This is a genomic window from Pedobacter suwonensis (assembly GCF_900111825.1).
Lineage (GTDB): Bacteria > Bacteroidota > Bacteroidia > Sphingobacteriales > Sphingobacteriaceae > Pedobacter > Pedobacter suwonensis.
Map to the genome: position 1 here is coordinate 105,064 of NZ_FOJM01000018.1, position 23,519 is coordinate 128,582.

The following is a 23,519-nucleotide window of genomic DNA, read 5'->3' on the forward strand; positions in this document are numbered from 1 at the left end:
AATTAGCAACATATCTTTCCATGATCACCATCTCGTTTAATTTATTGGATAAACCCAACTCAAGCGTTGTGCTTTTGGAGCTACATAATTCCATCGGACAATTGCATCAGTTACAAACGCCCTTCCGTATTGCTAAAGAATTGTGGGACCAGCAGCAGCAGCGACCTCATAATATTTACCTGAAGCGCTGTAAAAAGCTTAATCATGGCCTGAACAGGTTACGCATTAAAATAGCCGGCTACCTGGAGTCGATATCCTGGAATTTCGATAAAATCTCCCTCAGAGTGCTTTCAAAGAACATCCGCGAAGCTGCGAAAACGGAAAATACCAGATGCCCCGAAGAAAGCCTGTTGTGGCATATGGAAAACTATATCGCTGCCAGATCACACCTGATCTGTAAATCTACGCACAGGCGATATTTAGTCTTTTACAACCTGTCAGAGCGTTTTGAAGGCCACCTGATGCGGCACCTGATGATCAGTGAGGTTAACGGATCTTTTGTTAAGGAGTTTCTTAACTACTGCAAACGCGAGGCTTTTGCCACCAGTACAACATACCGTACCGTAAATTTTATTAAAACTGTACTTAATCACCTTGAAAAACGTGGAATACGCACCTTTGCATATGAACTGGAACTGCCAAAGGAGCGAAAGCAAAGGCCTTTTGTAACCCTTACGGAAGATGAACTTGTCAAAATCAAACGAATGGAACTGCCAAAAAACTTACAGGCGGCAAGAGACTGGCTGATCATCAGCTGCTATACGGGCCAAAGGGTATCGGATTTTATGGAGTTTAGCACTTCCAAAATACAGGATGTGGAGGGCATGGAATGTATCTCTTTTGTACAAAAGAAGACGTTGCGCAATGTGATACTTCCTCTTCATCCAGCGGTGCAGGTTATCAAGCTGAACAACAATGGTAACTTCCCGCAAAAGGTTTCTCCCAAAATATATAACCAGCAGATCAAAGAGATCGTTCGTCAGGCGGGTTTCGATACACAGATCAGCATTGGCAAAAGAACAGGTTTCAGGGTTATTACGGGCATGATCCCTAAATGGAAAGCCGTTACCAGCCACATCGGCCGACGGAGCTTTGCAACTAATTTTTACGGCAAAATACCCACTTCTTTGCTGATGGAAGCAACCGGGCACAGTTCCGAACAGATGTTCCAACGCTATATCAACCACATTGATACCGGGCGCATATCTTCACTAAGGCTATATTTCGAAGAAGCCTACAAAAATAAGTTTCAGGATTAGAGAAGGCTACCTTATTCAATTGTTACTAATTGATCTTAATCATGGAGATTGGATGAAATTTATTGTTTGAGGTAGAACAAAACCAGCAGGCGTAGCACCTTAAACTTCGTTCATTGCGGGCCCTGCGGCAAATTTATCGTTTAACATTAATATTTTGTCGGCACGGAAGCATCGGTCCATCTGTTTATTCGTTCCAAATTATCGCCCCGAAAAAAGGTTCCGTTTTCTGCTCAAGCATCGCGATACAGATTTTAGTTTTTTATTTAACAAATCTTTTGAGCCGAATGGATTGATCAACCTCAGGTGATGCGTGGTTTCGGGCATTACAGGAAAATCCTTTCATGCTTAAATCAGATATTTTTAATCATACTTACCAGCTCCAGTTTTTCGCCATCCAATAGCGGCTCAACAATCTGCTCCACTTCTTTAAAGCCCATTGCTTTATAAAGCGGTACACCTGGTAGTGTGGCTCCGAGCGCCAGACTGGAAAATCCGTGTTTTTTAGCTTCGTTCTCGCAAAGTTCTATGATTTTACGGCCAATTCCTCTTCTTGCATAATCCGGGTGAACAAAAAAAGCCCTGATTCTGGCAGGCTCCTTTGTAGGATCGAGCAAAGTATCGTGCAGTTCTTTGTGCTGATCGCCTCCGTACAAAGTTTTTCGCCTGCTCCAGCCACCGCAGCCGGCAATAGTTCCATCTAACTCAACAACATAATAGCTTCCATCGTCAATCAGTTGGGTATCTATCCCAAAGATATATTTAAGGGCGCTGTCAATCTGGCTTGTGGTGTAATAATCTTTGCTCAAACCCCGCACGGAATTGTCTAAAAGTTTTTTCAGTTCCGGAATGTCTTGAAATGTGGCAGGCCGTATGGTCATCTGTTCAAGTATTTTTAGTCTTTGATAATGTCCTGTTCACTTTTCTGTCCCGCAGATTTTTGATTAAGAATTTCGATTATCGAATTCATATGCAGGGCAAGTTGTTTGCTTTCTGTGGCTGATAAATTTTTCAACAATGCATCAAGTTGTTGGTCTGCCAGTTCATTTAAAGCATTTAAATCCCTCATTCCTTTATCAGTTAAACATATTCGACTTGCCCTGGAGTCTTTTTCTGATTTCGATTTAATGATCAGTTTATTTTTTTCAAACTTGTTTAATACCCGGCTTAAATAACTCTTATCAATTCGCATGGCATCAATAATTTCTGAGGCATTTTTTTTACCCAAAGATATCTCAAATAATATCCTTGCCTCCGTTAAGCTATATTGCGTTTCAAGATAGCCCTTATCCAACACTCCTATCAGATTGGTGTAGTAACGGTTAAAGGCGCGCATACTGCTTATTATTGTTGATTTATCCACTCCTTTAATATATGATTGTAAAAGACTGATGCTAACTTAACAAAAACAGTTGACTAAGTCAACTGTTTTAAACGATAAAATCTTCCGCTAAAAACATTGGAGTGTTCGGAAAAACATTGAAGGTTTTAACTAAATTTAAAAATACAATGCCATTGGTTGCGGTGCCAGTAAAGTTTGGGCAGTAAAAATCTCTATCCCTATTGCTAACCACATTTTTATGGGCAACCTGCTATCCATATTTAATGAGGGAGTTTATCTCTGAAATGTCCGTAAACCCAGGTGCCTGCAATAGCACTTAAAAGTGTAACGCTAATAACGGTTGCGCCAGCTCCGATTTGTGCAAACAACGGACCCGGGCAGGCTCCTGTAATGGCCCAACCGAAGCCAAAAATCAAACCTCCATAAATCTGACCTTTATTGAATGTTTTGGGCGCAATGGTAATTGGTTCGCCGGAAATGGTCCTGATATTGAACTTCTTAATCAGCCAGATGGAAACCATACCGACGAGAATGGCGCTACCAATTATTCCGTACATGTGAAACGACTGTAGCCGAAACATTTCCTGTATGCGAAACCAGCTAACGACTTCTGATTTTACGAATATGATGCCGAAGAAAATCCCGATAATCATGTATTTTAAATTGTGACGCCAATTTTGCTGCAAAGGACTCTTATTTACACATATTTTATCCGACTCAGGTTTTAATTCCCTTTCGGTATTGGTACGATGTCGCATTTTTTTTCGGTTTTAGAGTGATAGAATAAGCGGTAAAATAAAATTAGCCATAATGAAACCGCCAACCATAAAACAGATGGTAGCAATCAATGATGGCAATTGTAGGTTGGATAAGCCCATAATGGCATGTCCGCTTGTACAGCCACCCGCGTACCGTGTTCCAAAACCAACCAAAAAACCGCCAACTATCATGAATATAAATCCTTTCAGGGTAAGCAGCGAGTGCCAGTTAAAGATATCTTCAGGTACCAGATTATTGTAGTGTGTTATGCCGTAACCTGTAAGTTCGGTAGCCAGTTTCGGATTGACTTCAACAGGATTAGGATTACCCAAAAGGTTAACCGCTATTGCTCCGCCCAGAAAAATACCGAAAACAAAAAATAAATTCCACATTTCTTTTTTCCAATCGTATTTGAAAAAGGGAATATTGGCCGGTATACACATCGCACAAAGGTGCCGTAGTGATGAACTGATGCCGAATGATTTATTTCCGACAATCAACAATGCAGGAACGGTTAAACCAATTAACGGACCCGCTACATACCATGCCCAGGGATGTTTTATAAATTCTATCATTTTTTAAATTATTAATTATTAACCTGAATTCGGTAATTATTTGTTAAAAATAGTGCTTTAAAGCGATTGATTTCGATCTATTCGTTATGCTGACCCGATTGCTATCGGATCAGCATGACGACTATGAATTAAAAATATTTTACAGCGGCCATTTAAAGCTGAATTATTAATCGGATTCAGAGGCAATTGTTTTACCTTCAGAAGCCAGCCAGGCATTCATACCTCCCGAAAAATTCTTCACATTTTTGAAACCATTTCCTGCGAGTATAGAATAAGCTATTGCCGAACGGTCTCCCCCCTGACAGTGAATAATTACTTGTTTATCTTTACTGATTTTATCCAGATGATCGGGAAGGGTTCCCACAAAAACATGATTCGCCCCTTCAATATGGCCGGCCTCATATTCGCTCACACCCCGTACATCTATAATCTGAACATCTTCATTTTGGAGTGTTTTAAACTCTTCAATGGAGATCACATCAGCAGCCTGCAGCGCAATCCCCAAATCGTTCACATCCGAAATGTAACCGTAAATGTTATCCAGACCAATACGCATTAATTTTCGGGTCAGGTCTTCTATTTGGTAATCATCACAAACCAATACAAACTGTTCCTGATAATTAAGCAGCCAACCCGCCCATGTTGAAAAGGAATTATTGCCCTGAATGTTCAGGCTGCCCGGAATAAAACCTTTGGCAAAATTTATCTTATCTCTTGCATCTATAACTTTCAATCCGTTGCGATAAGCTTTTAAAAAGGCTGAACCGGATAATTTCTGATGTTTGGGTACTTCTATCAATAATGGACGATTAACCTTATTCAAATGTTTCATCATCGCAAAATATTTAGGCGGTTCTGGCTGGCCTGCTAACAGAAGATCTGTAAATGCTTTTTCGTCATCATCATGTTGAAATGCCCAGTTGCGGATTTTCTCGTAACCTACGGTTGAACTGTGCACTGCGCCCAAAGCCTTTCCGCATGCCGAACCTGCTCCATGAGCGGACCAAACCTGTAGATACTCGGGCAATGCAGCAAACTTTTTCAACGACTGGAACATTTGTTTAGCGCCTGCTTCTTTTGTACCGATCAGCCCTGCTGCTTTTTCCAGCAAATCAGGACGGCCAATATCGCCTACAAATACAAAATCACCTGTAAATACCATCACCGGTTTGTCGGTTGCCGGATGGTCGGTCAGCAAGAAACTAATGCTTTCGGGTGTATGGCCGGGCGTATGCAAAACTGCTAAAGTCAGATTCCCTACCCTGATCAGATCGCCATCTTTGAGCCCGATATGCGGAAACTGGTACTGCCAGTCCTCTCCTCCCTCATCAGAAAGATACATGCCAGCCCCTGTAACGGCACTCAGTTCTCTTGAGCCACAAAGAAAATCTGCGTGTATGTGGGTTTCGGCGATATGTGTAATACGAAGATTATTCTGGCTGGCAATTTCCAGGTACACATCTATATCTCTTTTAGCATCTATCACGATGGCTTCGCCCGTAGCCTGACAGCCTATTACATAACTGCCTTGCGCTAAACTTTTATCAAATACGTGTTGAAAAAACATAATACTTATTTTTAATGATTAATTATTTTGTTACTTAATGATCTGATTTACCTTTTATCGAGCTACCCGTTATTTTAACCATGTTTCTTTGATGATGATATAAATGCCCATTACCAGTACAAACCAACCGAAAGCGGGTTTGAGCTTTTTACCTTCAATTTTTGCAGATAGAAAACTGCCGATCAGAATACCGGCAATGGCGATAAAAGTTATGGTTAACAAGAAATGCCAATGAACAGCGGTATGGGCAAGTGAAAACACAAAACCTACCAAAGAATTTGTGGAAATGATCAGGAGTGACGTTCCAACAGCTGCTTTCATGGGAAGTTTCAGCAAATTAGCCAATACAGGAATAATTAAAAAGCCACCACCTGCACCGATAAAACCTGTAATTATACCTACAAGAATACCTATTGAAAACACTAAAGGATAGTTAAACTTCTGTTTCTGCAGTGTAACATCAGCCGCCTGTCGGTCTTTTTTAATCATGCTGTATGAAGCGACAACCATCAGTACGGCAAAAATCAACATCAAAAAAATACTTTTGGTGAGGGTAAAACTTCCGGTACTAAAAATTTGGGCGGGAATTACCGGCATGATATAGGCCCTTGTAAGAAAAACAGAAATGATAGATGGAACACCAAACACGGCTGCCATTTTTATATTGACCAATCCCTTTTTAAAATAGGAAAAGGAGCCCATTACGCTTGTTGTGCCTACAATGAAAAGTGAATAAGTGGTTGCCAGAGCAGCATCAACACCAAACAAATAAACTAAAACAGGAACAGTAAGAATACTTCCGCCGCCCCCGATTAAACCTAAGGAGATACCGATAAAAACTGAAGCGATGTAACCTGCTATATACATTGTTTTGGGGATTGATACAGCAAAGTTGTACCAACTCAAAAACAAATACAGCTACTTTAGTTACATAAGAGATATTTTATTCCTCCCCAGCTGAACAACTCCTTCTTCTTCCAGTTGTTTCAATAGTCTGGAAACCACCACACGGGCCGTACCCAGTTCATTGGCTAATTGTTCATGGGTGATCTGAATGGTTTTAGATGATGTAAGCTCAGCTTTCTTTTTAAGCAAATTCAATAAACGTTCATCTACTTTTTTAAAGGAGATGGCATTCACAATTTCCAATAGTTCTTCAAAACGTTTGTGATATAAACGAAAGATGTAATCCAGCCATTGTGGATATTCTTTGATGAAGAGCGAAACTTTGTCGATCGGCAAAAAAAGAATTTCCGCGTATTCTTCTACCTCTGCCTTCACTTTGCTGGTTTCATTGTGCAATCCACCCAAAAACGACATGATGCAGCTTTCGCCCGCTTTGATGTAATACAATAAAAGTTCCCGGCCATCTTCTTCTGTTCTGATTACTTTCATTGTCCCTTTGGTCACAATCGGAATAGAACGGATATGGGCATTATCATTTACAATAATGCTGCCGGCCTGATAGGTTTTGAGTATGCTATGCTGATATAGTTTTTCAACCAGTTCGGGCGAAGACTTAAATTCTGTTATTTGTTCCAGACCATCCATTTTGTAAAACTACGATTTTGGTTCGTAGCGGCATTGTTATATTGTAACTAGCCAATTAATTATTGCATAATCCCAATTTACACAGATCCAATATCATTATTTATGCTGCAGGCAGATTTTTATTCAACATTTATAGCTCAATTATAAACATCCGTTACATTTCCGGCTCCTTAATTCACTTAAATTAGTTCTGGTGGTAACCACCACATAACCAAATATTTAAATTACACATCACCATGAAAAAAAATCTATTTAAAGTAGCTATTGCAATGCTATTGCTGGCTGGCTGCGCTAAAAACCAGACCGAGCCTGAATTCAGTTCTGAAATTATTGCTAAGAAAGCACAAATGGCCAATGCTGATCTTTTAGCAACCGCAACAATTGACGCGGGTACGATACAACAAACGATCAAGGGTTTTGGCGGAGCAAATATTGTGGCCTGGACCGGCGACCTGACGAGCGCCCAAAGAAATACTGCATTCTCGCCTACAAGTGGCATCGGACTCAGCATAGTCAGGGTTCGGGTTCCTAATTCCAGTTCAGAATTTGCTGCTGAAAAAGCAACCATAGATGCCTGCAAGTCGTTCGGTGGCTCAGCAATTGCCTCCGCCTGGTCAGCACCTGCATCGATGAAGACCAATGGGAGTATTGTAGGTGGCAAAATAAAAACCACATCTTACGCAAATTATGCTGCACATTTAAGTGCATTTAATACGGCGGTAGGCGGGCTTGCGGCCATTAGTCCTACAAATGAACCAGATTACAAAGTTAATTATGAATCTATGGAACTCACTGCTTCGGAAGTAGCAGACTTTGTTGCTGCTCGGGGAAGCAATTGTGGTGCTCTGATTATGGCACCTGAACCTTTCCAGATGAACCAGACTTACATCAACACTTACCTTAGCAATGCCACAGCAAAATCTAAAACAAGCTTCGTTTGCGGACATATATATGGTAAGACCCCTTATAACCTGGGCAACATTGGCAAACCGGTATGGATGACAGAACACTATACTAACTCCAGTATCAGTGGAGATGACTGGTCAAATGCTATGACTGCTGCCAAGGAAATACACGACTGTATGAATTCGGGATGGAGTGCCTATGTTTGGTGGTATATCAGAAGAAGTTACGGCCCAATCAGTGAAAGCGGGAATATTCAAAAAGTTGGTTACGTGATGGCCCAATACGCCAGATATGTACGCCCGGGTTTTAATAAAATAGCCTGTTCAGAAAATCCTTCAACAGGTGTATATGTTACTGCATATAAAAGCGGAACAAAATTAGTTGTTGTGATCATCAACCAAAATGCAGCAACCACTTATCAAAGCTTTAATTTTAGTGGCATCACCATTTCTGGTTTCAACCGATATTTTACAACCAGTTCAGCTAACCTTAGTACAAACAGTTTCGCTGTAACCGGTAGTAGTTTTGGGATTAATCTCGCTCCTTCCAGTGTAACGACATTAGTTTCTTACTAGCACTTATACAAAAAAGCCTGTCTCAAAATAACAAAATCATTTCTGAGGCAGGCTCTTGCTGTTTTACATATCTTTTTAAATACAGCGAAATACGGTCCTTTTCATCGCAGTTATTTGTTTTAAGTGTCACTAATTGCCGAATTTCCCTGCTTTACAATAGCCAGTTTTTTGAAGGATGTCAATTAAATTTCCTCTTTTAAAATTGATCATATATACAGATTGTGTATATAGGAATCAGTTATCGCTTAAGTTATTGTAATTTAAAGCCACAAGCATTCCCACAAAATCAGTTGTGCCTTCATTATTTAAACCGGTACCAAAACCTTCCAAAAACGAAAATCGATCCTGCAAAACTGGTTACAGGATCGATTTTGTTATGTAGCTCATGAAAAAGCAACCCAGACCATTTCTATTTATCCCAAAATATGCGTGTGTCCATATTATCTGGTCCGCCATTGTCTGCAACGGCTGCCTGGTAATTGGTTAAGTTGGCAGAAAGCTCAAGTGTTGGGTAAACAAAACGGCGGACAAAACCTCCGGTTATGCTTTGCCCCGGGATGGTATTCGGTGATAAGGCCGGAAAACCACTTCTCCTGAAGTTGGCAAATGCCTCGGCCCCGTTGCCCCATGAAGCTATCCAATATTGCGTATTGATGAGGTTGAGTGCATTTGCCTGATTATAAGCATTAACGGGATGATTAATAAATGCATTTTGCGTAGCCAGGGGGATAATTGCCGCCGGGTTGTAGGTTGTCCATTGGTCCATTGCACCCCGTATGCCATTGGCATAATACACATCGGCTGTACTGCCACCGGTTATCCAGCCTCTGAAAGCAGCCTCTGCCAAAAGGAATTGTGTTTGCGCGTAGGTAATAAAAAATTGCGGAGCAGTTAAACTACCAAAAATACTATAATTAACCTGCGAATAATTAAAGCCCGATCCGTTGGCACCTCTAAATCCAGGCGCGGTTGGTAAAGTTGCACTGCTATATCCTATCGGCAATCCGAACTGGTTTGCCGATGTGGTATCCGGCACGGTGGTAGGCGCAGCCAATGGATTTGCATATTTACCGGCTATAAACTTCAATCTTGGATCACCGCTGTTTTTTAGTTGATCTACAAATGGGGCCGCCAAATAATAGGTATTGGCTATCGCTGTAATACTCTGGCTTACCGGATTCACATAAGTGGTATTGTATTTAAGATAACAGTTGTCGGCATTTGAGGTCATTACACCACCCGCTACCGCAGCCTGTACAATCGTTTGCGCTTTTCCCGGATCTATTTTACTATACCGCATGCCCAGGCGAAGTAACAAAGAGTAACCCAATTTTTTCCATTGGGCGATGTTTCCACCATAAAATACATCAGCCTTAACAATATCCTTTGCAGGGTCGAGTGCTGCAGTTGCCTCCGTAACTTCCTTAATCAGATCAGTATAAATCGCTGCCTGATTATCGTATTTAGGGGTAAGCACATTTGATAAATAGGCTTGTCCGGCTTCGCTATACGGTACATTTCCGTAGGTATCTACCAACATCATAAATTGATACGCTTTCCAGATCCTCGCTTCGTTATATAAATTTGTTCTTGCGGCATTACCTTTAAGCTGGCTCAAGATCTGAACAAGTAATTGAACAGGGCCTGAAGAACTCGTTGCGCCCGTATTTGTACCGGTGTATTCTGCATTCCATTTTTGCACCGTATAGGTTTGGTTTATCTGGTTAAAATTAAATGCTGAGGTGATTCCTGAAAACGGATTTACAAATTGCTGCACAATGGTTGGTTCAGTTTCCAGAGTGGCTCCATGTGTTCCGAATTGTGCGCTTGTAAATAAAAATGATGCGTCGAGTTCTGTTGGGTTATTTGGATTGATATTCAGTTTATCAAAGCCTTTATTGCAACCGGAAATTATCGAAACAACGGTGATGATGGCTATAATTCTAATTAAATTTTTCATGTTTTATATAGGATTAGAATTTTATATTGAGGTTAAATCCGTAAGTACGTGTGGTAGGCAGCGATGCCTGCTCATAGCCGGTGAGGTTATCACCGCTGGAGGCTATCGCTTCCGGATCAATATTTGGGGTATATTTTTTAATGATCAGTACATTATGGCATACCGCAGAAAGCACCATACTTTTTACGTATTTTTTATTGATAAATCTGGATAAGTCATACCCTAAAGAAAGGTTTCTTAACTTCACAAAGCTCGAGCTGTAAATAAACGGATCTAAGATATTTGTTGAACGATAACTGGCATAAAAATCTTCTGCATTTACAGCGGTGGTATTAGGTAACCCATCGGTGGCATTTACACCCGGAAAAATTACCCCACCAACCCGGCCGGGTAAAGACTCTTTTGATAAACCTTCTCTCAGTAAATTTAAACTGGTACTGGAAAGCAGTTTACCCCCTGCTTTATAATCGATATGGGCAATGAAGGTAAAACCTTTGTAATTCAACGTATTTAGCCATCCGCCGGTTGCTTTGGGCAGGCCGCTACCAAAATTAACCGGTGTAGCGCTTGCTATGGGTTTGCCTCCTGATAACAGGATATTTCCTGCGGCATCCCGTTTGTAAGTTGCGCCCCTGATCTGGTTGAGCGGCAAACCGACTACATCTACAATAGAGCCAAAAAATTCGGGGCTGCCCACCACCAGCTGAGACTGGTTGTTCGCTAATGATAATACTTTTGAAGAATTGAAAGCAGAGTTAAAAGCCGTTTTCCAGGTAAATTTGTTGTTTTGTACCGGTATTAATTCCAGGTTAAATTCTAATCCTTTATTTTCAAGCCCACCTAAGTTAACCAGCGTGGTACTGTATCCGCTTGCTGCAGAAAGGCTGATCGGAACCGCCTGGTTCGTTGTCTTTTTATCATAGGCAGCTACATCCAGGTTCACCCTGTTGTTGAATAGGTGTAACTCGAGGCCTATTTCTTTTTCATTTACGCCAAAGGGTTTAATCTGGGTGTTGGGCGAGGCGGTACCGTTTATGCTTCCTAACGGAAGCCCGTTAAACGAATTTTGAGCAAGTGCAAATGTTAAGGCATTGTATGGACCAACACCCTGGGCACTTCCTGTTTCAGCTACTGCAACCCTCAACTTTCCAAAATTTAACCATTTTGCATTGGGAAGCAATTCCGAAAAAACGAAACTTCCGCTAATGGAAGGATAGAAATAATGATCGATATCTCTGGAGAGTACCGAATACCAATCGGTACGGCCGGTAACATTTAAGTAGAATAAGTCTTTATAGGAAAATTCTGCCGTACCATACAATGAATTAACGGTCTGCTTAGACAAATTGTAGCTTGAATTTGCCGTAACACCGTTTCCAATGGTGTATAAACCCCTGATGTAAAAGTTAGTTACCGACTCGTTAAAGGTAGAAGTAATTAACGGAAAGTTATTACCACCCACTGTGGCATTAAATGAGAAGTCTTTCCACTTGTGTCCGCCACCCAGCAAGAAGTCGAAGTTATTCTGGCGTGTATTGGTTGTACTTATTCCATAGCTCCCGTTATACAATCCTGCAGGTGCAGCCGATACCGCCAGGGTACCCGTAGGTGTATTTGATTCATAGGTGGTTTGCAAAAGATCGGTATTTGCCCTGCCCTGCAAATACAGCCAATCGAAAAACTGGTAGCGCACCACAGCCGTACCCAACAAATGATCTTTCGTTTGTCTCTGAAATTGGTTAGCCAAAATCCAGTACGGGTTGGTAATGGTAGCAAACCTCGAAGTAGGTGTTTCGTTTCCGTTGGCATCTATTGCGCCTGCCTTGAGTACATCAAAAGATATGGAGTTGGCCAACCTGTAAATTGATGTAGGAATTGAATTGCCCTGCACGCCTACAAGTGGCGGATTGTTATTAAACTGGTGATCGTAGTTCACGTAAAACTGTGCAGATAATTTATCGGTAAGTTTATAATTGATGCCTACGTTAAAAATCTTTTTGTGGAAATCATTGTTTGGCACAATTCCCTGGGCATCCTGATTAGAAAGGGAAACCCGGAAACTTCCTTTATCATTACCACCGGAAATGGCAACGGTATTGCTCCATGATGGCGCAAGCCTAAAAAAGGCCTTTATCCGGTCTTTAACCGGTGCATACGGACGCTGAACACCATCGAACTGATAGGTAGGAACATTATCAAATGGCACACCAAAGCTCCAGGCACCAGAACTTTGCGCAGTACCCTGTGATGATGGACGAATATTGTTCTCTCCCTGCCCGTATTCATATTGGAAATCTGTAAAATCCAGTGCCTGGTTTACTGTAAAATTTGAATTGAACTCGATTCCGATCCCGGTATTTTTAGATCCTGCTTTTGTGGTGATAATGATCGCTCCGTTAACCGCACGCGAACCGTATAAGGCCGCAGCAGTAGATCCTTTCAGCACAGTCATCGATTCGATATCATCCTGATTGATGCCTTGCAGGTTATCTCCCTGATCTACATTTTGTGTGTAACCATTACTGCTGCTGGCACCCTGCGACATTGGCAAGCCATTGATTACGATGAGCGGCGAATTATCTGCAGTAAAGGAAGATTGTCCACGCAAACGGATCTTGGTGCTTCCGCCTGGCCCGGCGGCAGGTGGCGATACGTCCAATCCGGCCACCCGGCCTTCAAGCGCATTGGCCAGGTTAGTTGTACGGTTGGTTTGTAACGCCTGTACATCAGCTTTCTGGGCAGAGTAACCTAAGCTTTTGGCTTCCCGTTTGATGCCGAGTGCGGTTACCACAACCTCATTCAAGGCATTTGTAATCGCTACCATAGATACATTAATTACAGTTTTTGCATTTACCGATATTTCTACGGGCTTATAACCAACAGATGTGAACACCAATACCGCATTGTTATTGGCCACATTTATGGCATAGCCGCCGGATGAATTGGTTACAATAGCGTTCCTTGTTCCCTTTTCTGCCACGCTTACGCCGGGTAAAGCCACACCCTGTTCATCGGTAACTTTACCAGTGATTCCTATAAAGGCAATTTTTAACTTTTTACCTGTTACCGTTTTACTAAAATCTGCAGTGCCTGGCCCACCAGCAGATGCAAACATGGGCTCGAACAGTAGGAATAACATAAATACCGTGCAGGTAAATACCAGTGGAAGTAATTTTTTTTTCATCGTTATAGTTTGGTTAGAGTTGGTTTTTTAATAAAACCGCTTAAATCTCTGCTGAAGACGCGCTGTAATCAGTTCAAAACATAAGCAGTGTGAGCAGCAAGGTGTCGCGGTTGGGATTTAAGTAAGTTTATCTCATATCAGAATATTGGTTAGTTGGTTTAGTCGCTGTTCTAACCGTTTAAGGCTAACGTACCTGGTCAAATGCCTGACTTAAAGTAAACAGGCAAGAATAGAGGCATTGCTTTGCTTTATATTTGGTTTGAAACAGTTATGTTACTGAAGCAAATAAAGACAACTTAAATGAAAAGCAATTTCAGTATTACAGCAAAAAATTGTAACATATTAACATAGATCGGTTTTTCTGAATTTTGTGGCGCCTCATCAAAACCAAATAAAAACAATTGTAAATCAATAACTTGCACTAAAAAGACAATATAAAATCAATTCATCGAGGCAATAGTAAAACCCGGCGTTGTTAATATAACCAACTAACAATAGCAAATAGATATGCATTTATATCGTACATATTTTTTAATTTCATGTTATTACCTGAACCCGATGATTATTTAATGAAAACGGTTTTATAAACACCTTTGTCCAGACTAATTCGTCATGCAGCATGTTATTGGCAGGAAAGCCCCTGAAATAAATCCGATTGCTACCGGATCAGGGTGACGACCGCTTTAGATCAGAAAGCTGATTTAAGCGACCAAAAGGTCATATTAATCATCGAACTCAGGTTTATAATTAACCAAACATAAACATGAAGGCTACTTTAAAAAAGACTACTCCAAACCCGGAGCATTCTTTTAATATTCACAAGGATATTGGACATGCAATATTAAGCGCCTGGCATTATCATCCTGAGTGCGAATTACTAGTGGTTAAAAGAAGCTATGGCACCTGCCTGATTGGCGACTACGTGGGTCCTTTTAAAAGTGGCGACGTATTTTTATTCGGCTCAAACCTGCCACATACTTTCCGGTGCGAACAGGAATACATCGAAAACGATACCGAAAAGGTTGGAGAAACCATCGTGGTTCTTTTTCAGAACAATACCTGGGGCGATAAATTTTTGAATCTTCCTGAAATCAGTCCGATTGTTAAACTGTTAAATACCAGCAAGCTGGGTTTGCGTTTAAAAGGGGTAACTAAACGAAAAGTTGGTAAAATAGCGGAAGAAATGCTTAACGAATCGCCAGCCCGTAAATTGATCAGTTTGTTATCTGCTTTAGAAATCATAGCGGCTACGAAAGAATATGAAATTATATCGTCAAACGGATTTAACCTGGAAGTAAACAGCATCGACCAGAGCCGCATTAATACCATTTTCGAATACACTTTTAATAACTACCACCAAAAAGTGGCATTAGAAGAGGTAGCTGCCCTGATTAATATGGGAAAACACTCTTTTTGCAGGTACTTTAAATCCAAGACCAAAAAAACATATATCCAGTTTTTAATGGAAGTGAGAATTGGAAATGCCTGCAGACTGCTGGTAGAAGAGGAATTTAACATGACCGAGGTGGGTTATGCCTGTGGTTACAACAATATCTCCCACTTTTATCATCAGTTTAAAGCACTAACGAAAAAAAATCCGATGGATTACCGGTCCAATTATCTTAAAACGGAAGAGAAGAAATTTGCCGAGTAGCTTCAGTTAGATTTTAATATTCATTTAAGCGATTTAAGATTGCCGCCTACGCTTATTGTGTGACACATCTAAATTAATTAGTATTTGTTTTAGCAAACATTCCTTGGCAATCGTCATGCTGAATTTATTTCAGCATCTTTCCTGCAAATAACTAACTTTGATCTTAAAACTATAGTTTGGAGATAAATGTTTATTTTTTTTTCCGCTCTATGCCGCGGTGGCATGGTACTTTGGAGCGCCAAAGTACCCAAAGCGCTCAGTCAATCCAGCAATGGGCCTTTTGCACCATCCTATACACATCAAAAAAACAGCGGCACTCTGTTTTGTGTTCAATACTTCTTTAAAACTTTATATTAGCAATTATGAACACAAAACCACTGCGTTTTAGGTTTGGCAATGCTATTTGCTCCATCTCTGCACCTGTTTTTTTGATTTCTCCGGCCCTTGGGATTGACAGTGTTCTTCGGTTAAAACAATGCATTATTTGAGGAAGCTGGCAAAACGCCTAAAAACTTAGCCTCGAAAAGATGTGCCGACAAGATAGGCCTGGGATGGAAAGAAGACAGCTTAAGCTTACGCTCGTTTCCAAACGAGTGTTGAATAATAATGTGTTTCAAACACAAAATGGTAAAATCGCTAACTACTTACGCATTCGTTAAAAGCGGATGCGAGCGTTTAATTGCTGTACACCTACACATATCCTCTTTTCCAATACGCAATGTCGAAATTAAGGCCTTAAACTCACGTTAATTAATAACGATCAGATTCACCCAATCAGCTCACGCCAACCCGTAACTTTACTATCGCAGCATTTTATTGTATTATATTAACATTATGCTGCAAATGTGTTTTAAAAGCACTTATTTGCTTTAGTATTTACCGCCTGGATACGTAAATTAGTTTCAAATCTAATTTACTATCCAACAACTAAACCAAATAATTATTATGAGAATCTATAATACCTCGAGCGGGATTATCATCAACCACCATAACCAATATTTCTTAAGCAAAGAAAACAACTGGGACACATTTGTGAACAGGAGCAATCTCTTTAACGCAATAAGTAGCGAGTTACAACAACTTGAGCCTGACGAAGATTTACAAGCACTCACCCATACTGCTATTTTAACCCCCATCGGTAACCAGGAAGTATGGGCATCTGGCGTAACTTATTTCCGGAGCCGGGAAGCCAGAATAGAAGAATCAAAAGATGCAAAGGGCGGCGATTTTTATGCCAGGGTATATGATGCAGACCGGCCCGAACTTTTTTTTAAATCACCAGCTTACCGTACAGTGGGTACCGGAGAGAATATACGCATCAGGGCAGATTCTAAATGGAATGTGCCTGAACCGGAACTGACCTTGTTTATTTGCTCAGCAGGCACTATAGAAGGTTATACCATCGGTAATGATGTATCATCGAGAGATATTGAGGGCGAAAACCCACTTTATCTGCCACAGGCAAAATCATACAATGGCGCTGCCGCTTTAGGTCCCTGCCTTTTGGTGGCGGAGAAACCCATAGATCCGGATACCCATATCAGCATCGAAATCACCAGAGCTGCTGCTGTTATTTTTAAGGAAGAAATCTCCATTAACCAGATGAAACGTAAGCATACCGAATTGGTAGATTACCTGTTTCGGGAACTGGATTTTCATCATGGAACGTATTTGATGACCGGCACAGGCATTATCCCCGCTGATGATTTCACTTTACAAAGCGGAGATACCGTAAAAATAACCATTGCGGAGATTGGTTCGCTGATCAATGTGGTTGCCTGATTAAATACAGGCAAACAAACAGCGGGTTGCCAGCCATTACCAGCACACATGAAACGATTAATTTAACACGTGTCTGACAGCCAAAATCTAAATAAGAAGATAAAATAACGCACATAGTATAATCTGGATATGAAACCATATAGAAGTTCAACCTGGTTTGGAAAAAAAGATAAAATGGGCCTCATCTACCGCAGCTGGATGAAAAACCAGGGCATGCCCGAAGACATGTTTGACGGCAGGCCGGTAATAGGGATCTGTAACACCTGGTCTGAACTGACGCCCTGCAATGCCCACCTTCGCGATATTGCAGACAGTGTTCGTCGCGGGGTATTAGAGGCTGGAGGCTTTCCGTTGGAATTCCCGATCATGTCATTAGGTGAAACGCTTTTAAAACCCACTGCCATGTTGTTCCGTAACCTCGCCAGTATGGATGCCGAAGAATCCATCAGAGGCAACCCTATTGACGGTGTGGTATTATTAACGGGCTGCGACAAAACCACCCCTTCTACCCTAATGGGCGCCGCAAGTGTAGATTTACCGACCATTGTAGTGCCAGGCGGGCCGATGTTGAACGGAAAATACCATGGCCAGGACATTGGCTCCGGAACCAGTGTATGGAAGCTGACAGAAGACCTAAAGAGAGGCGAAATTACTTATGATGAATATGCAGAAGTAGAAAGCTGCATGTCGCGTAGCCCGGGCCATTGTATGACGATGGGAACCGCTTCCACTATGGCCTGTATGGTAGAAGCCCTGGGCATGAGCCTTACCGGCGGCGCCTCTATCCCTGCGGTTGATTCCCGGCGCAAGCGGCTTGCCCAGCTATCAGGAAGGCGAATAGTTGAAATGGTTAAAGAAGACTTGAAAATTTCTAAAATCTTAACACGCGACGCTTTTGAAAATGCTATTAAGGTAAATGCTGCCGTGGGCGGTTCCTCCAACTTTATTATCCACCTCACCGCTATTGCCGGGCGTATGGGCGTAGCACTCAATTTAGATGATTTTGATGATATTGGCAGCAAAATGCCGCTTCTGGTCAATCTCATGCCCTCGGGTAAATTTTTGATGGAAGATTTTTATTATGCCGGCGGTATACCTGCTGTTTTAAAACAAATGCAATCTGTATTAAAAATGGATACCCTGACGGTAAGTGGGAAAACGCACGCAGAAAATATTGGTAACGGAGGCATCAATTACAATAAGGAAGTGATTTATGAATTTGAGCAGCCCATTATTCCCGAAGCTGGAATCACCGTATTAAAAGGTAATTTAGCTATTAATGGAGCTGTGATCAAGCCATCTGCAGCAACGCCCGCATTAATGCAGCACCGCGGCCGGGCTGTTGTATTTAAAGATATTGAGGATTACCATGCCAGAATAGATGACCCTGACCTGGATATCGACGAAAACTGTGTGATGGTTTTGCAAACGGTTGGTCCGGTTGGCTATCCGGGTATGCCCGAAGTGGGCAACATGACACTACCCAAAAAATTGCTCGACAGGGGCATAACCGATATGGTCAGGATCTCTGACGGCAGAATGAGTGGTACTGCTTATGGTACAGTTGTACTGCATGTATCGCCAGAGTCGGCCATTGGTGGCAATTTAGCCCTGGTAGAAAACGGAGACATGATAGAACTGGATGTAGCCAACAAACGGATCCATCTTGAAGTGAGTGACGAAGAATTGGCCATCAGGCGAAGTAATTGGGTACAGCCTCCTCCCCTTGCCACACGTGGTTATGCCAACTTATACATTAAACATGTGCAACAGGCCGATAAAGGTGCTGATCTGGATTTTTTGGTAGGCGGGTCAGGATCAACCGTAACCAGAGACTCCCACTAAAGCAACATGGACGTACTGATTCTTTTGTGCTGTATCGTAATGCTGGTACTGTTAATTGCCTGGGCAAAGGTGAATACTTTCCTGGCCTTTTTAATCGTATCGGTAACGGCCGCTTTACTATTGGGTATGCCCGCCACGCATATTCCGCAAACGGTTAATAAAGGATTGGGCGATACCTTAGGGTCATTGTCCGTCATCATTGTTTTGGGGGCCATGCTTGGCAAACTCGTGGCTTTTAGTGGTGCCGCGCAAAAAATAGCCACGGTATTAAAAAACACCTTCGGCTATAGATACATCACCTGGGCCATGTCTTTAACGGGTTTTATAGTAGGCATCCCCTTATTTTATAATGTTGGCTTTGTATTGCTCATACCCATTATTTTTTCAGTAGCCTACAATTATAGGTTACCGCTGGTATACGTGGGTTTACCCATGCTGGCCTCGTTATCTGTAATGCATGGTTTTTTGCCACCGCATCCATCGCCCATGGCTTTGGTAAGCCAGTTTCATGCAGATTTGGTGAAGACCTTTATTTATGGTTTAATCGTGGCCATACCGGCTATCATTATTGCAGGCCCTGTTTTTGCAAAAGCATTAATCAAAATGCAGTCTAAGCCAACAGTTACGTTAAAGGCCGATGACTTACCCGATCATGAATTACCTGGGATCACCAACAGTATAATTTCTGCATTGCTACCGGTACTGATCATTTTGGGTACCACCCTGATCGCCAGGCTATGTAGCGACCATATCGCTGTGGTAAATGTTGCCAGGTTTATCGGTGATCCAACCATTGCCATGATATTAACCATTTGTATTGCTACTTACACCCTCGGGATGAGATTAGGCAAAAAGCTAACCGACATTATGACCATTTATGTTGAGGCTGCAAAAGATATCGCCATGATCCTCTTCATCATCGGTGGCGCGGGGATTTTGAAACAGGTTTTTGTAGAAACCGGCGTAAGCAACAGCCTTGCAGCCATTTTGCAAGGGTTAACGCTGCCGCCTTTGTTACTGGCCTGGTTAATTACCGCGGTATTGAGGCTTTGCCTGGGTTCGGCTACCGTAGCTGGCCTCACCGCTGCCGGCATCGTTTTTCCGCTTATCGGGCCTCATGGTGCCGACCCCAATTTAATGGTACTCGCCGTTGGCTCAGGCAGCCTGTTTTGTTCTCACGTAAACGACTCCTCTTTTTGGCTCTTCAAAGAGTATTTAGGATTATCAATTAAACAAACATTTTTATCCTGGTCGCTGATGGAAACGCTGGTTTCTGTGATTGGCATTATTGGGATATTGGTATTGGATCAGGTAATTTAGTTGAAGCACCTAAATTATATGTGATTGGCCTATGTTTACTTTCCAATTTGTGAGGAGCTTCCTCACAAATTGACTTGGACACATCTTTGCGAACCAGTAAAAATAAACGACCCATTAGAACGTAATTTTTACCAACAACAAGCCATATTGTTTAAATATGAACTGGTTAAGGTGCTGGAGTGTGGCGACATTTGGTTTTGTATAATGCAACTAGATAATCGCTAGTCCGGTTATGTTCGTGAGTTCCATTGCTGCCTTTTCGCTAATTGGCATCTCGCTATGGTAACGATCGCGTGAAATTAAACCTTCATAATATGAAAATTAGATTTATAGCAATTTTAATGAGACTATCTCTTAGACTTCCTGAATATTTTTAAGGATATCCAACAAGTCTTGCGGAGCAAGGTTTCTAAAATCGGCAATAACTTTTTTAATGATGGTTAATTTCAATGCTGATTCATCCCCACGCTTAATTTCGTTTAGCTTCGGGAATACTTTGAGATAAATCTCTTCGAGCTTGTGCCCCTGGTGCCGAGTATAACTTTCAGGCAGGCTGAGTGTAATACCATTATGGGTTTGGTAAGTGTGAACGCCCTGAATAGTTGCATCCAAATGGGGTTTGATCTGTTCGACCACAGCATTGATCATTTGCTGCAGTGCGTCCTGACTAAAGCCATTTACATCATAATATTTTGTGTCAACACTCTGGTAAAGGAAACTTGGTTTTACATATTTGTCCTTCCATAGCAATATTGCCATCAGTAAGGGGTCTAACAAGAAATTTTCAATACTATATCTATGGTTCATCCCTAAAACTTTAACACCATCGTTTGTTTCCGTATTTTCCAAATCCCAATCTATAATTCCCCAAATAAATTTATTTCCACCCTTCCTTAGTAGACCAGTGATTTTAATTACTTGAGCACAGTTAGATTTTGGCTGGCCGTTTTTGTCTTTTTGAGCATCTCCAGAGGAGATGAAATTTAAGGAAATATCTGGGTTTAGCTGGTCTTTGTAAATACTTTCCAACTCCTCATAGAAACTGACATCGTTCGGGCTTTCCACAAAAATCTGACGGCGGTTCTCGTAGTTGATGCTGAAGGCAGGTACCCCAGCAGTCAACTCGCTCAGAGCAGCATCTTTTGAGGCAACTATGAGCCTGGGACTTGGATCTCGACGCATGATGTAAGTACTCTCAGTTGGCGCAAAAGCAACTGTTGAAGGGGAGTGCGTGGAAATGATCATATTAATCCCCATTTCTTTGTGAAACAGGTTATAGAGCACATTGAGAAGTCGTTTAGACATAGAAGGATGAAGCGAGGAATCAATCTCGTCCATCAGGAATAGTCTGGTAATCGCTTTTCGTTGCTTTAGTTTGTAGATCGTGAAAGCTAGAGCCAATAAAGTCCGTTCTCCAGATGATAGTGCTTCTAATGTGGTCGTATAATTTCCTGTTTTATTGTACAAGGAAACGTCAATACTTTGGGATTGAACATCCTGTCCAAATGTGTAAGAAATTTCCGTCTGTTTAAATTCGTAACCATTGCAGTCATATTCATTTAGTACACGATTGAGTGTATCTACAGGGGATTCCCCATGATACTTTAAAAACTCTTCATCGGTTAGGTAATGTACTGCTTTGTTAAGGTAGTTCTTTTCATAACCTGTATATTCATTTTGCTTTTTTTGGATTTGATACTGTTTTTCTGCCTGCTTGATCTCATATAGGTTTAGGAAGACACTTTCTGCGTTTATGTGAGAAAAAACATCCCCATTTATGCCCCTTATAATATTTAGAATCTGAGGGTCAAGGTTTGCCTCCAAATGTTTTTCCAGACGTTTATAGAGCTCTGATATTTTGCTTTTAATTGATAAACACCAATCCAAAGAAACCTGAGGATGCTCTCCGTGTAAAGATAACAGCATTTGCAGAAAATTTATCAGGTGATCATTGATCAATGGTATACCTTCTGAAAAATATTGTCTCATCAGGTAGTTGTGTTTATTCTCTGCGACAATAAACTGTGAAAAAATATTTTTTAATTCCTGATCTTTCCAGTTGGAAAGGTTGAGGTTGAACCCGCTTAACCTAAGCATTTGCATAGCATCAACTTCTATTTTGAAATCTCGTATTTCTATAATCGTTTTCCTAATATTTTCCAACGAAGAATAGATGCCGATGGATTCGAAAAACTGCGTTTGGTGCGGATTTAGGTTGCTAATAAATTCATTATGGTACTTACCGTATGTAAGATTTCTCTTTTGTTCATATACCTCAAAATCTTCTTCAGACCAGTTTGATAGCCGTTCAAAATCTGGAATGTTTTGAAAGGAATGTTCACCAAGTTGCATATATCCGATAGGCAGAACCAACTGAAAGGAATCGAGAACTTGTGATCGTTGTGTATTCAGCCGTTGACTGAATGTACTGGACTTGTTTTGAAATGCACTTTGTTTTGACTGGAGTTGCACATCCATACTTGGATCGGCATTATGTATGGTGAAATCATTGTAATTGTAAAATATGATCTCCGAAAGATCAATTCCCTTTATATTTACCTGACCGTTGTGAATTGCATTGAGCAGGTGCGTTTTTCCAGAACCGTTTAGCCCGGTGATGACTGCAAAATCGTTGATTTCAGTCTCCTATAATGATGTGATTGACTTATAAGCACTGTTGAATTTTAATATCATTTCTCCTATTTCTCGAACTAATTTAAATAAAATTCATACAGACTCAGCATACCGAATAGAGTAAGTTTGTTTTTACTTCCATAATGTAGATAACAAGTACTTTCAGCAGCCGGACCTAACTACTCTGTCCGTTAGCGTTAAGCATAGCGTCTCCACGGATATTAAGAAACTTATAAACGCTAATAAAAGCGAGTCATCGACTCTTCTCTATTTGCTAATCTGTAGAGCCCTGTGGAACTTTAAGACCAGGTAGGGGCTTGCCATTATAACTAACTTGTTAAAGGCAATAAATCAATTCACATTCTTTGAACCATACCGCTTAAACGAATATTGATAGGAACCTACCACAAAAGGCAGTATTTTTGGATAAGCTTAAAGCTAGACAGAAAAATAAAAATGCTGTTAAGATTTGCTGATATTAAAATTGCAGGTGATAGCTTTGTGGGAAATAAGGCTGTGAGATATGAAATTTAGAAAAACCATTTATTTTTTTGTTATTGCATATGTACTGTGTTTTCTGCAATGTTACCTTAGTATGCACGCCTATGC

16 protein-coding genes are annotated in these 23,519 nt (G+C 41.1%); 6 read left to right on the forward strand and 10 right to left on the reverse strand.

Going from position 1 to position 23,519, the window contains the following annotated elements:
• The first annotated feature begins 20 nt into the window (after positions 1-20).
• Entirely contained in the window at positions 21-1,259 is a 1,239-nt protein-coding gene (locus BM107_RS20845; RefSeq protein WP_090986945.1) for a site-specific integrase, read from the forward strand.
• A gap of 350 nt (positions 1,260-1,609) precedes the next feature.
• On the opposite strand, the gene BM107_RS20850 is transcribed toward BM107_RS20845, so the two are convergent.
• From BM107_RS20850 to BM107_RS20880, 7 genes are all read right to left on the reverse strand, one after another.
• Positions 1,610-2,137 (reverse strand): GNAT family N-acetyltransferase, encoded by a 528-nt coding sequence (locus tag BM107_RS20850; protein ID WP_090986947.1) that lies wholly within the window; start codon positions 2,135-2,137, stop codon positions 1,610-1,612.
• A gap of 14 nt (positions 2,138-2,151) precedes the next feature.
• Positions 2,152-2,592 carry a MarR family winged helix-turn-helix transcriptional regulator gene (locus BM107_RS20855; RefSeq protein WP_090986949.1) on the reverse strand — a complete coding sequence of 147 codons (441 nt, stop codon included), beginning with the start codon at positions 2,590-2,592 and terminating at the stop codon, positions 2,152-2,154.
• Positions 2,593-2,858: 266 nt separating this feature from the next.
• On the reverse strand, positions 2,859-3,356 hold the full coding sequence (locus BM107_RS20860; RefSeq protein ID WP_090986951.1) for a DUF6691 family protein: 498 nt from the start codon (positions 3,354-3,356) through the stop codon (positions 2,859-2,861).
• Positions 3,357-3,368: 12 nt separating this feature from the next.
• The gene (locus BM107_RS20865) at positions 3,369-3,932 is read right to left on the reverse strand and encodes a YeeE/YedE family protein (protein ID WP_090986953.1); all 564 of its coding nucleotides are present in this window, start codon (positions 3,930-3,932) and stop codon (positions 3,369-3,371) included.
• A gap of 166 nt (positions 3,933-4,098) precedes the next feature.
• Positions 4,099-5,499: an MBL fold metallo-hydrolase gene (locus BM107_RS20870; RefSeq protein WP_090986955.1), complete on the reverse strand. Its 1,401-nt coding sequence runs from the start codon at positions 5,497-5,499 to the stop codon at positions 4,099-4,101.
• Positions 5,500-5,568: 69 nt separating this feature from the next.
• Positions 5,569-6,366 carry a sulfite exporter TauE/SafE family protein gene (locus tag BM107_RS20875; RefSeq protein WP_090986957.1) on the reverse strand — a complete coding sequence of 266 codons (798 nt, stop codon included), beginning with the start codon at positions 6,364-6,366 and terminating at the stop codon, positions 5,569-5,571.
• Positions 6,367-6,426: 60 nt separating this feature from the next.
• Positions 6,427-7,050, reverse strand: coding sequence for a Crp/Fnr family transcriptional regulator (locus BM107_RS20880; protein ID WP_090986959.1), 624 nt, complete (start codon positions 7,048-7,050; stop codon positions 6,427-6,429).
• A 236-nt stretch (positions 7,051-7,286) separates the two neighbouring features.
• Here BM107_RS20880 and BM107_RS20885 point away from each other — a divergent pair, with 236 nt between their 5' ends.
• Entirely contained in the window at positions 7,287-8,531 is a 1,245-nt protein-coding gene (locus BM107_RS20885) for a glycoside hydrolase (protein ID WP_090986961.1), read from the forward strand.
• Positions 8,532-8,940: 409 nt separating this feature from the next.
• On the opposite strand, the gene BM107_RS20890 is transcribed toward BM107_RS20885, so the two are convergent.
• Together BM107_RS20890 and BM107_RS20895 are read right to left on the reverse strand one after the other, a co-directional pair.
• Positions 8,941-10,491, reverse strand: coding sequence for a SusD/RagB family nutrient-binding outer membrane lipoprotein (locus BM107_RS20890; RefSeq protein ID WP_090986963.1), 1,551 nt, complete (start codon positions 10,489-10,491; stop codon positions 8,941-8,943).
• Between the two features lie 13 nt (positions 10,492-10,504).
• Entirely contained in the window at positions 10,505-13,675 is a 3,171-nt protein-coding gene (locus BM107_RS20895; RefSeq protein WP_090986965.1) for a SusC/RagA family TonB-linked outer membrane protein, read from the reverse strand.
• A gap of 763 nt (positions 13,676-14,438) precedes the next feature.
• Between BM107_RS20895 and BM107_RS20900 the strand changes: the two genes are divergently transcribed.
• The 4 genes from BM107_RS20900 (at position 14,439) to BM107_RS20915 (ending at position 20,276) form a co-directional block, all read left to right on the forward strand.
• Complete coding sequence (locus tag BM107_RS20900; protein WP_090986967.1) at positions 14,439-15,329, forward strand: AraC family transcriptional regulator; 891 nt, start codon at positions 14,439-14,441, stop codon at positions 15,327-15,329.
• A 945-nt stretch (positions 15,330-16,274) separates the two neighbouring features.
• Positions 16,275-17,111 carry a fumarylacetoacetate hydrolase family protein gene (locus BM107_RS20905; protein ID WP_090986969.1) on the forward strand — a complete coding sequence of 279 codons (837 nt, stop codon included), beginning with the start codon at positions 16,275-16,277 and terminating at the stop codon, positions 17,109-17,111.
• Positions 17,112-17,240: 129 nt separating this feature from the next.
• Positions 17,241-18,956: an IlvD/Edd family dehydratase gene (locus BM107_RS20910; protein WP_090986971.1), complete on the forward strand. Its 1,716-nt coding sequence runs from the start codon at positions 17,241-17,243 to the stop codon at positions 18,954-18,956.
• Between the two features lie 6 nt (positions 18,957-18,962).
• Entirely contained in the window at positions 18,963-20,276 is a 1,314-nt protein-coding gene (locus BM107_RS20915; protein WP_090986973.1) for a gluconate:H+ symporter, read from the forward strand.
• 354 nt (positions 20,277-20,630) lie between these two features.
• Here the strand turns inward: BM107_RS20915 and BM107_RS20920 are convergent, their stop codons facing one another.
• Positions 20,631-22,754: an AAA family ATPase gene (locus BM107_RS20920; RefSeq protein ID WP_090986975.1), complete on the reverse strand. Its 2,124-nt coding sequence runs from the start codon at positions 22,752-22,754 to the stop codon at positions 20,631-20,633.
• Between the last annotated feature and the right edge of the window lie 765 nt (positions 22,755-23,519).